This window comes from Candidatus Endoriftia persephonae (genome assembly GCF_023733635.1).
Taxonomy (GTDB): Bacteria; Pseudomonadota; Gammaproteobacteria; order Chromatiales; family Chromatiaceae; genus Endoriftia; species Endoriftia persephonae.
Window position 1 is genome coordinate 1,775,219 of record NZ_CP090569.1, and the last position, 14,182, is coordinate 1,789,400.

Here is a 14,182-nt window from a genome sequence, read left to right on the forward strand (position 1 = left end):
CTGTCATCCCTTTTCGAAGAGTGCGATCGACTCCACATGGGCGGTGTGGGGGAACATATCCATGACCCCCGCGGAAACCAGCCGATAGCCATGCTGATGGCAGAGGATGCCCGCATCCCGCGCCAGAGTGCCTGGATAGCAGGAGACGTAGACGATCCGCTCCACCCCCAGCTTTGGCAGATGCTCCAGCACCTCCTGGGCGCCGCTGCGGGGTGGATCGAGCAGCGCCTTGTCAAAGCGCTGCAGCAGCCAGGGTTCCTGCTCCAGCGGCTCGTAGAGGTTGGCAGTGAAGTAGTCGACGTTGTCGATGCCGTTGCGCTCGGCATTGGCGCGGCCCCGCGTCACCAGGCCGGCATCTCCCTCCACGCCGACCACCTCACCGGCACGGCGCGCCAGCGGCAGGGTGAAGTTGCCCAGCCCGCAGAAGAGATCGAGCACCCGCTCATTGGCACCGGGGTCGAGCATCTCCACCACCCGTGACACCATCTGCCGGTTGATGCCGGTGTTGACCTGAGTGAAGTCGATGGGCAGAAAGTCGAGGCTGAGGTCGAAGTCGGGCAGCCGATAGTTGAGATCGGCGGGAATGCCAGAGAGTGGCTGGATGGTGTCGAGTCCTCCCTCCTGAATATAGATTTCAATCTGGTGCTCAGCGCCGAACTGCGCCAAGGCCTGCCGGTCGGCCTCGTTCAGCGACTCGAGGATGCGGAAGATCAGCACCAGGGTCTCATCCCCCATCGCCATCTCGATCTGCGGGACCTGCCGCTTGACGCTGAGGCCCTCGATCAACTGGCTCAACTGCGGCAGCAGCTGCCCGACCCGGGGATGGAGGATGTGGCACTGTTCAATGTCGGCGATAAACGAGGAGCCGCGCTCGCGGAAACCGACCAGCACCTTGCCCTTCTTCGGTACATCGCGCACGCCGAGACGCGCCTTGCGTCGGTAGCCCCAGGGAGTCTCATTGAGCAACGGCTCCAGTACCGTTTCAGGTTCCACCTTGCCGAGATGCTCGAGGGCATCAAGCAATGCCTGCTGTTTGGTCTGGATCTGCGCCGCCGGCGCCTGATGCTGCAGACTGCAGCCGCCACAGATACCGAACTGAGTGCAGCGAGGTTCGACCCGCTCCGGGGAGGCCTGCAACACCTCGACCACCCGACCTTCGTCATATTTGCGGCGCTGTTGAGTATAGAGAAAGCGCACCCGCTCGCCGGGTAGTCCGCCCACCAGAAAGGTGGCCTTGCCCTCGATGTGGACCACGCCCTTGCCGTCGTGGCTCATGGATTCGATGTTTGCCTCTACCGGCTCGGCAGGCAGCTTCTTTCTGCGGCGCGATCGCCCCATAGTATTTACCTTCTCGGCTGAAAAGCGCTCGATTCTACGCCGAGTCGAGGGGTGGCACAAAAGCGGCAAACCCGCAGGAGCGCTGCTTGTAGCGCGAATCGAGGGCATTGGGCCATTCGCGCTGCGCGCAACACCCCTACTTCTGTTTCCAATTGCCGCCGGCATCCTGATACCACCAGCCGGCAGCGGCCTCTTTAATCCAGGTGCGGGCAAAGATGTTACGCACATCGGTCTCCCACTCCGGATGGCCGTTGGCCTTGGCAATCTCCTGATAGAGCTGGTTGCGCTCGCGGTTCTCGGCGGCCACCAGTTTTTTCAGATGGCTGCGCTGTTTCAATGGCACTGCCGACTGCTGCCGTACACCCACCAGCGCCTTGTTGGTGAAGCCGATGGCACCGTTCTTATAGAAGGCGACCAAAGCGCCATGACGCTGCTTCATCGCCGCCTGCAGCTTACGCACTGTGGGGGTGTTGATATTGAAATCGGGCGTGGCCGCCGCCTGAGCGCTGGGGATCAGCCACTCCAGCGGGTTGATCACAATAAACTGATGGCGGCCGGGGAGCCGCATCGACTGGTCGTCTTTGCCAGGTTTATCTACCTTCTCCTTGCCGAGGATATCCTTGACGATCTCCTCCGCTGCCTGCTGTGCCTCAGCGGCCGGAAAGTAGATATTGATGGTGACACAGGCTGCCAGGAACAGTACACCGAACGCAAACGCTGCCAATCTTAAGCTCTTCATCATCGACTCCATCTTCATTTACTACTGGATCACCGGCGCAGCACCACCTGACTGGGTGATCCCTTTCAACTGCTCGAGCAGGCTATCCCAATTGGCAGTGCGATTGTAGCCGATCACATCGATGCGGGGGATGCCACCGCCCTCCACCAGATAGTAGCCCCGATCCGTCTCACCGACACCACTCATCTGACAGACGCCCGCCTGCAGTCGACAGCCGATACCCAGACGACTGTAGCCAAACTCCTCGAAAAAACGCAGGAAGGAGCGTGCCAGAGAACCGGAGATGCCGCTACCGCCAAGGTTGGAGATGTTATCCACTGCCTGCTGGCTGATCCGGCGGCGCGAGTCGTCATCTTCGGGTGTGTGGAAGAAGGCGTCGAAGCTGACTGGCCTCCACGCCTCCATCTGTAGTTCACGCATGTAACCATCGAGCCGGCCGGTGATGCGGCCAAAGGAGAAGGTTCTGGTGAGGGTCTCCAGATCGAGCCCCTGCATCTCAATATCGGCCTGCAATCTGGGATAGACACCCAACAGATCCTGCAGCTGCAGGTCTCGGATCAGGATATCGCCATCGAACACCTTAGCCAGCAGCGTGCCATCGATGCTCAGGCTGCCGTTCGCGTAGTTCATCCCCGGGATCATGCCAGAGAGCTTACCCGACAGTGGTGGCCACTCCAGCGCCTGGCTCAGACTGGCCATTGAGATCGGAGTGAGAAAGCCGTCAAACTGCAGCTGCGGCTCATCGCCATCCACCTGCAGGATCAGCTGCTCCAGCTGCAGCGCGCCATCCAATACTGGAATCTGGCTCGGCTGCTCGAGCTGAAAACGTTGTCCGGTGAGAGTGAAATCGAGCCGGCCCGGACCGATGGGAATCCGCTCCAGTAGGTGGCCACCCTGCCAGCGTAGCCAGGAGGCGACGGCAGGCCCGCCCTGGCTCCAGTGCAGATGGCCATCAACCCCCTGCAGGCCCAGCCGACGCTGATTGATGCCGTCAGCCTGGTCGTCCCACTGCCCCCCTTCGAGTATTGCATCCAGGCGGGAGTGACCTGGATGCAGCTGCAGGCTGCCGCTGAGCGAACCCTGCAGGGTGAGTCGCTCCCAGGGGGTGCCGAGCAGCACCGGTTGCAACAACTCGCGATGCAGATCGCCAAGCGCCACTGGCTCCAGTTGCAGAGCCAGTTGCTCGACCTTGGCGTGCTCACCCAGGCTGAAGCGGCCATCCAGGGAGAGATCGATCAGTTGCCCCTGTCGATGGTGCAGAGAGATGAGTTCGAGCTGATCCCCCGCCTCATCCAGTCGAAAATCGCCACTGAGATGGAGGGGGTGGTCTGCCAGATTCGCATAGAGAAATGGCGTTAGGGCCTCTCCCCCATCGAGCTGCAGTGCCAGACTCCCCTGCCAGCCAGCCGCAACAGCACCAATCTGCCCCGCAATGCTCCCCTGCAACCCTTCCGCAAGATAGGTTCCATCCGCGTCACTGAAGCTGGTCTCTCTCAATCCGATGGAGCCGCTGATCTGGGTGAGTTTTTGCTGGCTTCCAGTGAGTTCGAGCTGTGCATCGATCTGGCTCTGCAGTGACCATTCGGCCAGATTGACTGGGATGCCTGCAGCGGCGGTGAGTTTGGTCAGCTGCTGTAGCTGCAGCGCCTTGGCGTCGACCGTCGCCTGCCAACCCTGTGCATCGAGTTGCAGCTCAATTCGGGCAGTGCCGTCTGCCAGCCGGAGCCGGTTCAGTCTTGCCTGAAGATGTGGCTGCTGCAGATCCATCAACAGACTGCCCGTGCTCTGCTGCCGACCCAGCAGGGGGTGATCGAAGCCGATGCGAACCGAGGGACACTCCAACTGTCGCCCCTGCAGGCGTCCGTTGCTGCATTTAAAACTCAACTGCTGCAGTGGCTGCGCGAGGCCAGGCAGGTGGAGCTTGGCGATGCTGATCAGGAAGTTTTCCCGGCCGGGCGCTGGTTGGAGCAGTTGCAGGTTGATCCCTTCGGCGCTCCAGCCGGGAGCGGCGAGACTGCCGAGCTGCAGCGTCAACCGGCCGCTGGCAAAGATCGAGTGAAACAGAAGTGCAAACAGTAAACCGCCCAACAGGGCGGCCAGGAGCAGGCTCTGCCTACTCCGCAGGAAAGACATTGGTGGAGAGGTAGCGGTCACCACGATCGCAGATGATCGTGACGATAACCGCATCGCTCACCTGCTTCGACAGCTCCAGCGCCGCCGCCACCGCACCACCAGAAGAGATGCCGCAGAAGATCCCCTCTCGCGCTGCCAGCTCGCGAGTGGTCTGCTCGGCCGCCTCCTGGGAGACGTCGATGATCCGGTCGACCCGGCTGGCATCGTAGATCTTTGGCAGATAGGCCTCAGGCCAGCGGCGAATACCGGGGATGCTCGCTCCCTCCTGGGGCTGCACACCGACGATCTCGATCGCCGGGTTCTGTGACTTGAGATAGCGGGAGGCGCCCATGATGGTGCCAGTGGTGCCCATGGCGCTGACAAAGTGGGTGATCTCGCCGCTGGTGTCGCGCCAGATTTCCGGGCCGGTGCCGGCGCTGTGGGATGCCGGGTTGTCGATATTGGAGAACTGGTCGAGGATCAGGCCCACCCCCTCTCCCTCCAGCTCCCGAGCCTTGTCGATGGCCGCCTCCATGCTGCCCTCTTTGGGGGTCAACACCAGTTCCGCGCCGTAGGCCTTCATCACTGCGCGGCGCTCCATGCTCATGTTCTCCGGCATCACCAGGATCATGCGGTAACCGCTGATTGCCGCCGCCATCGCCAGTGCGATGCCGGTGTTACCGCTGGTGGCCTCGATCAGGGTGTCGCCAGGCTTGATCTGGCCTCGTGCCTCGGCTTGGCGGATCATGCTCAGGGCCGGCCGATCTTTGACCGATCCGGCAGGATTATTGCCCTCTAGCTTGACCAGCAGGGTATTGCTGGTGTCGCCTGGAAGGCGCTGCAGCCGCACCAGCGGAGTGTTGCCGATGAAATCTTCGATGGTTTTGTAGAGCATGTCGGGATTAGATAGCTGCGTGTCAGAATGTTAGCTGGTTGGAAATTCTACCCTTTCCAGGGAACAGAGACAGAAACCAGTGACGCTAGATTTAGCCGTTCAAGTTACAATCAAAGCGGGTCAGATGCGAGTATTTTGATGAGTGGATTAACAACCGTTTAGGGCGTGGAGGCGTTCGAGGCTTGATAAACCAAAAATTTTCATGGATTCGCCGACGGATCTTTGCTCTAGCGGTCATCCCTGTTGTCATGCTCTCCCTGCTATTGGGCTGGTATCTACTTGAAACCCGCTTCAACGAGATCGAGGCGGATTTCAAGCAGCGGGCCGGGTCGATGACCCAAGAGCTTGCGGCGCTGAGCATCATGCCGTTAAGACAACAGGATGTGGATCGCCTGCAACAACTGGCACAGCAATTCCTGCAGCACCATGAAGTGGTTGGGGTGATTATCGGCGATCGCAATGGACGCATCAAGATTCGCGAGCTGGAGCCCGCTCGCCATTTCAACACCATCGAGAATTTTTTCTTCTCCCAGCATCCGAGCCGATTCAGCGCACCGATAACCAGTGCCGACACAGATATCGGTGAGGTGCGGCTGTTGTTCGATCCAGGCCCCTCCACCCTGAAAAAGGCCCATCTTCTGATCAATGGCTTTGGCCTGAGCCTGGTTGGACTGCTGTCGGCCATCCTGCTCGCCATCGTCCTGGGCAGGGGGGTAACCCGCCCCATCGAGGGAATGATGGAGGTGGTCAATCGGATCGAAAAGGGCGACCTCTCCAGCAGTGTAGTGGAACGCTCAACCGGTGAGTTGGGGCGTCTCGAGGTCGTCTTCAATCAGATGATCGCACACTTGAAGACCAGTCAGGCGGATCTACAGCAGCAGGTCGAGCAGGCCACCTCAGACCTGATGCAGACCATGGAGGCGCTGGAGGTGCGCAATGTGGAGCTCGATCTGGCACGCAAACGGGCGCTGGAGGCGAACCAGGTAAAGTCCGAGTTCCTGGCTAACATGAGTCATGAGATCCGCACGCCGATGAACGGCATCCTGGGATTTGTGAACCTGCTGAAGAACTCAGGGCTCAACGAGCTGCAGCTCGACTACACCAATACTATCCATCGCTCGGCCTCGAGTCTGCTGCAGATCATCAATGACATCCTCGACTTCTCCCGTCTCGAGACCCGCCAGTTTTCACTGGAGGTAGCCAACTTTAGACTGCGCGAGAATATCGAGGATTGTGTGGCGCTGCTCGCCCCAGGAGCCCATGAAAAGGGGCTTGAGATCGTGATACTGGTCTACAATGATGTGCCCGATCTGCTGATTGGCGACATCTCACGGATCCGCCAGATCCTGATTAACCTGGTGGGAAATGCGATCAAATTCACCTCCCACGGAGAGATCATTGTACGTGTGATGTTGGAGGATGAAGACGATCAACAGTGCACCCTCGCGATCTCGGTACAGGACAGCGGCATCGGCATTCCCGACGAGTTACAACCACAGCTCTTTGAACCCTTCAATCAGGGCATGTTGTCCGCCTCACGCATCTATGGAGGTACCGGCCTCGGTCTCTCCATCTGCAACCGTCTGGTGAAGGTCATGAACGGCTCCATCTCCATGCAGAGCGAGCAGGGCAAGGGCTCCACTTTCACGGTGCAGCTAAGCCTGCCCTATGAGGCAGATGGCCAGTCAACCCGCTATCCCCAGTTGCTACAGGGAAAACGCATCGCCTGCTACGACAGCCATAAACTGGCGGGCACCGCCAATCAGCACCGTCTGACTCTACTGGGTGCCAGTGTCGAGCGTTTCTATACCGCGGATGAACTGCTGGCGGCGATCCAGGCCCAGCCCCTGCTGCTGGATGCGATCCTGCTCGGATTCTCCCGTCGGGATTTACTGGATGAGAGTGTAAAGGCGCTGGTGCTGCGGCTACGCAATATTGCCAACATCCCGATGATCACGCTGATCAGTTCGTCGGACCAGGCGGTATTGGATGAGATTCGCGCCCTTGGGAGCGACGAGTGTCTGTCAAAACCAACCCCAATCCAACTGCTGCAGCGCAGTTTTCGCAAACTGCTGCAACTCCCGATCCACTCAGGTTATCCGAGCCTGGCCGTCGAGACGGAACCAATGGCCATCCCCAGCTACCCTGGCCTGCGGGCGCTTGTGGCAGACGACAATGAGATCAACCTCCACTTGATCGAAGAGCTGTTGAAGCGCACCGGTGCCGAGGTGGTGCTAGCCCACGATGGCGAAGAGGTACTGGAGATCGTAGCCTGCCAGGCCGCCTTTGACCTGATTCTGATGGATATCCACATGCCAAAGATCGATGGAGTGGAGGCCACGATCCGCTTGCGACAGCAGGAGTCGGAAGATAGCCATCTGCCAATCGTCGGTCTGACTGCCGACGTGTTGCCACAGAACTTCAACCACGCCCTTGAGTCGGGGATGGATGCCTGTCTGATGAAGCCGCTGGAAGAGCTACGTCTGTGGGAGCTGATCGATCAGATCACCAGCCATACCCTGCCCGAACGCCCGTTACTGGTCAGCCAACCGCCTGAGGTGCACGATCAAAAGGAGAGTCCGCTGCGGGACACTGAGCGCGCCCTCTCCATCGCCGGAGGCAATCCGGAGCTGGCTCAGGAGATGTATGCGTCCCTGCTCAAAGAGCTACCAGGGGCACAGCAGGAACTCAGTCAAAAAGTCGCTGCACGGGACTGGATGGGGTTGCGAGAGAGCGCCCACAAGACCCGCGGCTCGGCACGATACTGTGCAGCGGTGGCCCTTGATCAGCTGCTGACCAGGCTGGAACTGGCGGCGGATGCCGACTCGGCCACCCGCACCACTGAGCTGCTTGGTGAGCTGGATGCGCTGATCCTGCGCATGACGCAGCAGAGCTGAGCTCGATTCAGGGCCTCTGCAGCAACAGCTGTTTCATCTCGGCCACCGCCGCGGCCAGGCCGCTGAATACCGCACGGCTGATGATCGAGTGACCGATGTTCAACTCCCGGATCTGCTCGATCGCCAGAATCGGCTTGACGTTATGGTAGTCGAGGCCATGTCCGGCGTTGACCTGCAGACCCAGGCTGTTGCCATACTCCACTGCCTGGATAATTCGCTCCAGCTCTGTCTGACGTTGCTGGGGGTTGGCGGCGTCCGCATAGTGCCCGGTATGGATCTCCACCACCGGCGCACCCACCGCCACGGCTGCATCGAGCTGACTGGGGTCTGCATCGATAAACAGAGAGACACGGATCCCCGCCTCCTTTAGTTCTGCGCAGTAATCGGTCATGTAATCCTGGTTTGCAGCGACCTCAAGCCCCCCCTCCGTGGTCAACTCCTCGCGACGTTCCGGCACCAGGCAGCAGTCGGCGGGACGAAATCGGGAGGCAATTGCCGCCATTTCGGCGGTGGCCGCCATCTCCAGGTTCATGCGGGTCTGCAGCATGCCTGAGAGGATCTCCACATCCCGGTCTTGGATGTGGCGCCGATCCTCCCGCAGATGCAGGGTAATGGCATCAGCCCCTGCCTGCTCGGCCACCAGCGCCGCCTGCACTGGCTCCGGATAGCGGGTGCCTCGGGCCTGACGCAGGGTCGCCACATGATCGATATTGACCCCCAGCAAAATCTCTCGCTCTCTGCTCATTCCCAGTCCTTCAAAATGTAGTGGTGTGGTTTTCCCGGTTCAGGGTGTGCTGCGGAACAATTCACGGCTCTTCAGCGGTTTATTGCCAAGATAGAAGGCCAACACTCGGCGCATCAAGCCACGTGCCTCCTGAATGGTGCGGCGCTCGCTGAAGTCGCGTCGATGCATTCCGAGCATAGTGGCGCCATGCACCACCATCGGTGAGCGCGTACGTCCCGTCTCAAACACCACAGGCCCATGTTCGATATGGAACTCATAGAGCCGCTCTGCCTCGATTTTGTCGCCGTTATCGGCCTCCTGGTCCAGCAGCAGTCCATAGCCAAGCTCATCCAGTAACTCCAGCTCGAAGTGGCGCAGAACCGCTTCCATCGGCTCTGCTGTCGCCAGTGCGGCCAGGGTATTGCTGTAGTGGAGAAACAGCTGGGGATGGGGATCTTCCCGCTGCAGCAGGCGGGTCAGCAATTCGTTCAGATAGAAGCCACAGTAGAGGTGGTTGCCCTGCAGTAGCAGTGCGCGCCCCTCCGGTTCCGATTTACTCAGGGTCTTGACCTCGCCCCGCCCTTTGAGAGAGACCAGCAGCGGTCTGAAGGGCTGCAGTAGCGCTCCCAGCATCGAGCGCCCCGAGCGCGCGCCTCGCGCAATCGCCGGCAGCCGTCCCTGCTCCGGGGTGAAGAGCTCCAGCAACAGGCTGGTGTTCCGGTACTCCCGGCGGTGCAGAATAAAGCAGGGTTGCAGCGCGTTATCGACCACTAATCGCTATATCCGAGCCGCGCCAGCGAGGCCTCGTCGTCAGACCAGCTCTTTTTCACCTTGACCCAGACCTCGAGATACACCTTGCAGCCAAAGAACTGTTCCATCGCCTTGCGTGCCTGGCTGGCAACGATCTTCAGCGCCCCACCCTGCTTGCCGATGATGATAGCCTTCTGCCCCGGCTTCTCCACCCAGATCACCGCGTTGATGCGGTAGATGCCACCCTTCTCCTCGAACCGTTCGATCTCCACCGAGACCGCATAGGGGAGCTCTTTGGCGTAGCGACGGGTAATCTGTTCGCGCACCATCTCGGCGGCGAAAAACTTCTCCGGCCGGTCGGTTAGCTGCTCTTCAGGGTAGAAGTTATCCGCCAGCGGCAGACGCTCGAGCACCAGCTTCTCCAGCGCATCGACATTGTGACCGTTGCTCGCCGAGATCGGGATGATCTCAGCAAAATCATAGCGCTCAGCCATCTCAGCCAGAAACGGCAACAGCGCCTCTTTCTGGTTCACCTGGTCGACCTTGTTGACCGCCAGAATCACCGGCATGGTACGTTCCTGCAGCAGTCCTAATACCTTGGCATCCTCTCTGGTCCAGCGCAGCGCCTCCACCACGAAGATCACCACATCCACATCCACTACCACCGTCTTTGCAGTGCGGTTGAGATAGCGATTCATGGCATGGTCCGCCCGCTCGTGGATGCCAGGGGTATCCACATAGATCACTTGCCCCTGCTCGAGGGTCTTGATGCCGAGAATGCTGTGTCGGGTGGTCTGCGCCTTGTGCGAGGTGATGGCCAGCTTCATACCGATGATCCGGTTGAGCAGGGTCGATTTGCCTACGTTGGGACGTCCAGCGATGGCAGCATAGCCGCAATGGTTGTTCAGCTCACTCATCTTCCAGTCTCTGTAACATAGCTGCCGCAGCGGCCTGTTCGGCACGACGACGGCTCGAACCTGAGCCATCGCTCTCCTGTTCAAGGGCCTCGCTCCGGCACTTCACCGTGAAGGTCTGGGCGTGTTGATCACCGGTGATGTCGATCACTTGGTAGCTCGGTAGTCCGATCTTGCGCGCCTGCAGGTGCTCCTGAAGGCGGGTCTTCGGATCCTTCTGTTGCGTATTCAGATCAAGCCCGGTGAGCAGTGACTCGAATATCTGCAGGATAACCCGACGGGTAGTTGAGTAGTCGCTGTCGAGGTAGATGGCTGCCAGGATCGCCTCCACCGCGTCGGCCAGTATTGAATCCCGAGTCTGACCACCACTGCGCAACTCACCGGGCCCGAGTCGCAGATGGTCGCCAAGTTTCAGCCCGCGGGCGATCTTGGCCAGGGTTTCGCGTTTGACCAGCGATGAGCGCAACCGGCTGAGTTGTCCTTCGCTGGCGCGCTCGAATTGCTCAAACAGGGCATCGGCGATGACAAAGCCGAGGATAGCATCGCCCAGGAACTCGAAACGCTCGTTGTTTTTGCCACCGACACTGCGGTGGGTCAGCGCTTGCTGCAGCAGCGCTGGATTGTGGAATTCATAGCCGAGGGCCCGGCAGAGGCTACTGAGTGGAGGGGTCAATTGGCGGCTAATTCGACAGTGTCATTAAAGGAGACGATGGCGTCCAGATTCCCCATCAGGGGGATGCGTACCTCATAGGATACCCTGACGATGGTGGTACTCCCTTGGCGCTCCACCTTGACGTGCTCTTTCTTCACTGTACTGATGTAGTTGACTTCCATCCGGCGCAGGAACGCCTTACGAATCTCGGACAGTGATTTACGCCCGATGAGGGACTCGGCCTGCAGCGATTCCAGCGCTGACCTGACGGTAAAATGCTCCGTGTAGACCGGTATGATCTTGATCGCCATCAGCGCAACCGCGCCTACCATGACAAATACCAGCAGCATGCTGATAGCTGTCATGCCACTCTCTCTGTGCGTGCTATACATTATCAAATACCTTTCCTATGCTATTGATATTATTAATTTATTGCCCGCCCAATTCGTTCCCATGAGATCGGGAAACCCGTTTTCTCACCATCCCAGTTCATCCAGATGGCAAATGCTTCTCCGATCAGATTCTCTTCAGGCACCAGTCCCCAGCAGCGACTGTCGTTGCTGTTGTCCCGATTGTCCCCCATCACAAAGTAGTGGCCCTCCGGTATCGTGAAGGGGCCACGTGACAGCACATTACATCCCATAGCGAGATCGGGCGCCATGGGGTGCATCAGGATCTCGTGCTCAACCCCATTCAAATCTTCCACCGCCCTGAGATAACCGCTGATCCTGGCACCACCGCCAGTACCGTTGTAGATCCCCACCGGGGTCTGTTGCATCGGTTTACCATTAATATAGAGGACCTTGCCGCGGTAGTGGATGGTATCACCGGGTACCGCCACGATACGTTTGATATAGTCGATCCAGGGTTGTTTGGGATAGCGGAAGACCGCCACATCGCCGCGCTGCGGTAGATCGATATCGATAACCTTTTTGTTCAGCACCGGCAGGCGGATACCGTAGCTGAACTTGTTAACCAGGATGAAGTCCCCCACCAGCAGCGTCGGCATCATCGAGCCGGAGGGGATGCGGAAGGGCTCCACCAGAAACGAGCGCAACACCAGCACCGCGAATATCACCGGGAAGAAGGAGCGCGCATACTCCACCATCAGGGGATCGCGCGGTGCGCCTACGGCCCGTTCGTTTCTCGCTGGCGCAAAGAAGAGCGCATCGATCAACCAGATGCCGCCAGTGATGGCGCTCGCCACCACCAGGAATGTGGGGAAATCGAAGTTCATAAGCGTCTATCTACTCCAATATCGAGTTGCCGAAATCGCTGGCTAGACTGGTCATCTACACTCAGCTGAATCTTTTCAAGAAAACCGCTGCAGGCCGACTCAATCCTTGCCGACCTTCAACACGGCGAGAAAGGCTTCCTGCGGGATCTCCACCCTGCCCACCTGTTTCATACGTTTCTTGCCCGCCTTCTGTTTCTCCAGCAACTTGCGCTTGCGGGTGATATCACCGCCGTAACATTTAGCGGTGACATTTTTGCGCAGTGCCTTGACCGTGGTGCGGGCGATAATCTTGCTGCCGATGGCGGCCTGGATCGCCACCTCGAACATCTGCCTAGGAATGATCTCCTTCATCTTCGCAGTCAGATCCCGGCCACGGGAGTCGGCCTGGCTCCTGTGCACGATGATGGAGAGTGCATCAACCTTCTCACCGTTGATCAGGATATCGAGCTTGACCAGCGGTGCCGTCTGAAAGCGGGCAAACTCATACTCAAACGAGGCGTAACCGCGGCTCACCGACTTCAGCCGGTCGAAGAAGTCGAGCACCACCTCGTTTAGTGGCAGTTCGTAACTGAGCTGCACCTGGCCACCCAGGTACTGCATATTCTTCTGTGTGCCGCGCTTTTCGATACAGAGGCTGATCACATTGCCCAGATGCGCCTGCGGCACCAGGATGGTGGCGTTGATCAGCGGCTCACGCACTGCCTCGAACTTACCGGGATCGGGCAGGTCGGAGGGGTTCTCGATCTGGATTGTGCTGCCGTTATTCAACAGCACCTCATAGACCACCGAAGGCGCAGTAGTGATCAGGTCGAGGTTATACTCCCGCTCCAGCCGCTCCTGGATGATCTCCATGTGCAGCATGCCGAGAAAGCCGCAGCGGAAACCGAAGCCCAGCGCCTGGGATGTCTCCGGCTCATAGTGCAGGGCGGCATCGTTGAGGCGCAGTTTCTGCAGCGCATCGCGCAGGTTTTCGTAGTCGTCGGAGCTGACCGGATAGAGCCCGGAGAAGACCCGCGGATGCATCTCCTCGAAGCCCGGCAGCGCCTGCTCTGCCTTGCGGTTCTCCAAAGTGATGGTGTCGCCCACGGGTGCGCCGTCGATCTCCTTGATGCCGGCGATGACAAAACCTACCTCGCCGCTGGAGAGCAGCTGCTTGTCGAGCCGCTTGGGGGTGAACACACCCACCTTCTCCACCTGATAGCTGCGTCCGGTGGACATAATGTGCATCTTGTCCTTGCGGCGGATCTCGCCGTTCATCACCCGGATCAGTGAAATCACGCCCACATAGGGGTCAAACCAGGAGTCGATAATCAACGCCTGCAGTGGTGCCTCCCTGTCTCCCTCCGGCGGCGGAATTGTGGCCACCAGGTCTTCCAACAGATCGGGAATGCCGAGACCGGTCTTGGCGCTGACCTTGGTGGCATCGGTGGCGTCGATGCCAATGATCTCCTCGATCTCGCTGATCACCCGCTCCGGCTCCGCCGAGGGCAGGTCGATCTTGTTCAGCACTGGCAACACCTCCAGCCCCTGCTCGATGGCGGTGTAGCAGTTGGCGACACTCTGCGCCTCTACGCCCTGGGCCGCGTCCACCACCAGCAGCGCACCCTCGCAGGCGGCTAGAGAGCGGGAGACCTCGTAGGAGAAGTCCACATGGCCAGGGGTGTCGATAAAATTGAGTTGGTAGATCTGGCCATCCCGCGCCTGGTAGTCGAGGGTGACACTCTGCGCTTTGATGGTGATACCGCGTTCCCGCTCCAGCTCCATCGAATCGAGCACCTGCGCCTCCATCTCGCGATCGCTCAGACCACCGCAAGCCTGGATAAAGCGGTCGGCAATCGTTGACTTGCCGTGATCGATATGGGCGATGATGGAAAAGTTACGGATGTGACGCAAATCTGTCATTGGCTCAGTGTTACCTTGGCGC

12 protein-coding genes are annotated in these 14,182 nt (G+C 59.4%); 1 reads left to right on the forward strand and 11 read right to left on the reverse strand.

What is annotated here, in order from left to right; genetic code table 11:
* Positions 1–3 precede the first annotated feature (3 nt).
* The 4 genes from rlmD to cysM form a co-directional block, all read right to left on the reverse strand.
* A complete protein-coding gene (gene rlmD / locus L0Y14_RS08000) occupies positions 4–1,338 on the reverse strand; it encodes a 23S rRNA (uracil(1939)-C(5))-methyltransferase RlmD (protein ID WP_006474426.1) in 1,335 nt (444 codons plus the stop codon).
* Between the two features lie 136 nt (positions 1,339–1,474).
* Positions 1,475–2,080: a YdbL family probable chaperone protein gene (locus L0Y14_RS08005; protein ID WP_251859299.1), complete on the reverse strand. Its 606-nt coding sequence runs from the start codon at positions 2,078–2,080 to the stop codon at positions 1,475–1,477.
* A gap of 18 nt (positions 2,081–2,098) precedes the next feature.
* Complete coding sequence (locus tag L0Y14_RS08010) at positions 2,099–4,210, reverse strand: translocation/assembly module TamB domain-containing protein (RefSeq protein ID WP_040819309.1); 2,112 nt, start codon at positions 4,208–4,210, stop codon at positions 2,099–2,101.
* Positions 4,191–5,084, reverse strand: coding sequence for a cysteine synthase CysM (gene cysM, locus L0Y14_RS08015; RefSeq protein ID WP_006474422.1), 894 nt, complete (start codon positions 5,082–5,084; stop codon positions 4,191–4,193). The genes L0Y14_RS08010 and cysM overlap by 20 nt, the downstream gene beginning before the upstream one ends.
* A gap of 182 nt (positions 5,085–5,266) precedes the next feature.
* On the opposite strand from cysM, the gene L0Y14_RS08020 reads away from it, so the two are divergent.
* A complete protein-coding gene (locus L0Y14_RS08020; protein ID WP_005959071.1) occupies positions 5,267–7,981 on the forward strand; it encodes an ATP-binding protein in 2,715 nt (904 codons plus the stop codon).
* A 7-nt stretch (positions 7,982–7,988) separates the two neighbouring features.
* Here the strand turns inward: L0Y14_RS08020 and pdxJ are convergent, their stop codons facing one another.
* From pdxJ to lepA, 7 genes are all read right to left on the reverse strand, one after another.
* A complete protein-coding gene (gene pdxJ / locus L0Y14_RS08025) occupies positions 7,989–8,726 on the reverse strand; it encodes a pyridoxine 5'-phosphate synthase (protein ID WP_005959070.1) in 738 nt (245 codons plus the stop codon).
* Positions 8,727–8,765: 39 nt separating this feature from the next.
* Positions 8,766–9,476 (reverse strand): DNA repair protein RecO, encoded by a 711-nt coding sequence (recO, locus tag L0Y14_RS08030; RefSeq protein ID WP_006474420.1) that lies wholly within the window; start codon positions 9,474–9,476, stop codon positions 8,766–8,768.
* The gene (gene era, locus L0Y14_RS08035; protein ID WP_006474419.1) at positions 9,476–10,372 is read right to left on the reverse strand and encodes a GTPase Era; all 897 of its coding nucleotides are present in this window, start codon (positions 10,370–10,372) and stop codon (positions 9,476–9,478) included. The genes recO and era overlap by 1 nt, the downstream gene beginning before the upstream one ends.
* Positions 10,365–11,042, reverse strand: a complete 678-nt coding sequence (rnc, locus tag L0Y14_RS08040; protein WP_006474418.1) for a ribonuclease III — start codon at positions 11,040–11,042, stop codon at positions 10,365–10,367. The genes era and rnc overlap by 8 nt, the downstream gene beginning before the upstream one ends.
* A complete protein-coding gene (locus L0Y14_RS08045; protein WP_006474417.1) occupies positions 11,039–11,386 on the reverse strand; it encodes a DUF4845 domain-containing protein in 348 nt (115 codons plus the stop codon). Before L0Y14_RS08045 ends, rnc begins: the two co-directional genes overlap by 4 nt.
* Before the next feature lie 59 nt (positions 11,387–11,445).
* Positions 11,446–12,258 carry a signal peptidase I gene (gene lepB / locus L0Y14_RS08050; RefSeq protein ID WP_006474416.1) on the reverse strand — a complete coding sequence of 271 codons (813 nt, stop codon included), beginning with the start codon at positions 12,256–12,258 and terminating at the stop codon, positions 11,446–11,448.
* Positions 12,259–12,357: 99 nt separating this feature from the next.
* A complete protein-coding gene (gene lepA / locus L0Y14_RS08055) occupies positions 12,358–14,160 on the reverse strand; it encodes a translation elongation factor 4 (RefSeq protein WP_006474415.1) in 1,803 nt (600 codons plus the stop codon).
* Between the last annotated feature and the right edge of the window lie 22 nt (positions 14,161–14,182).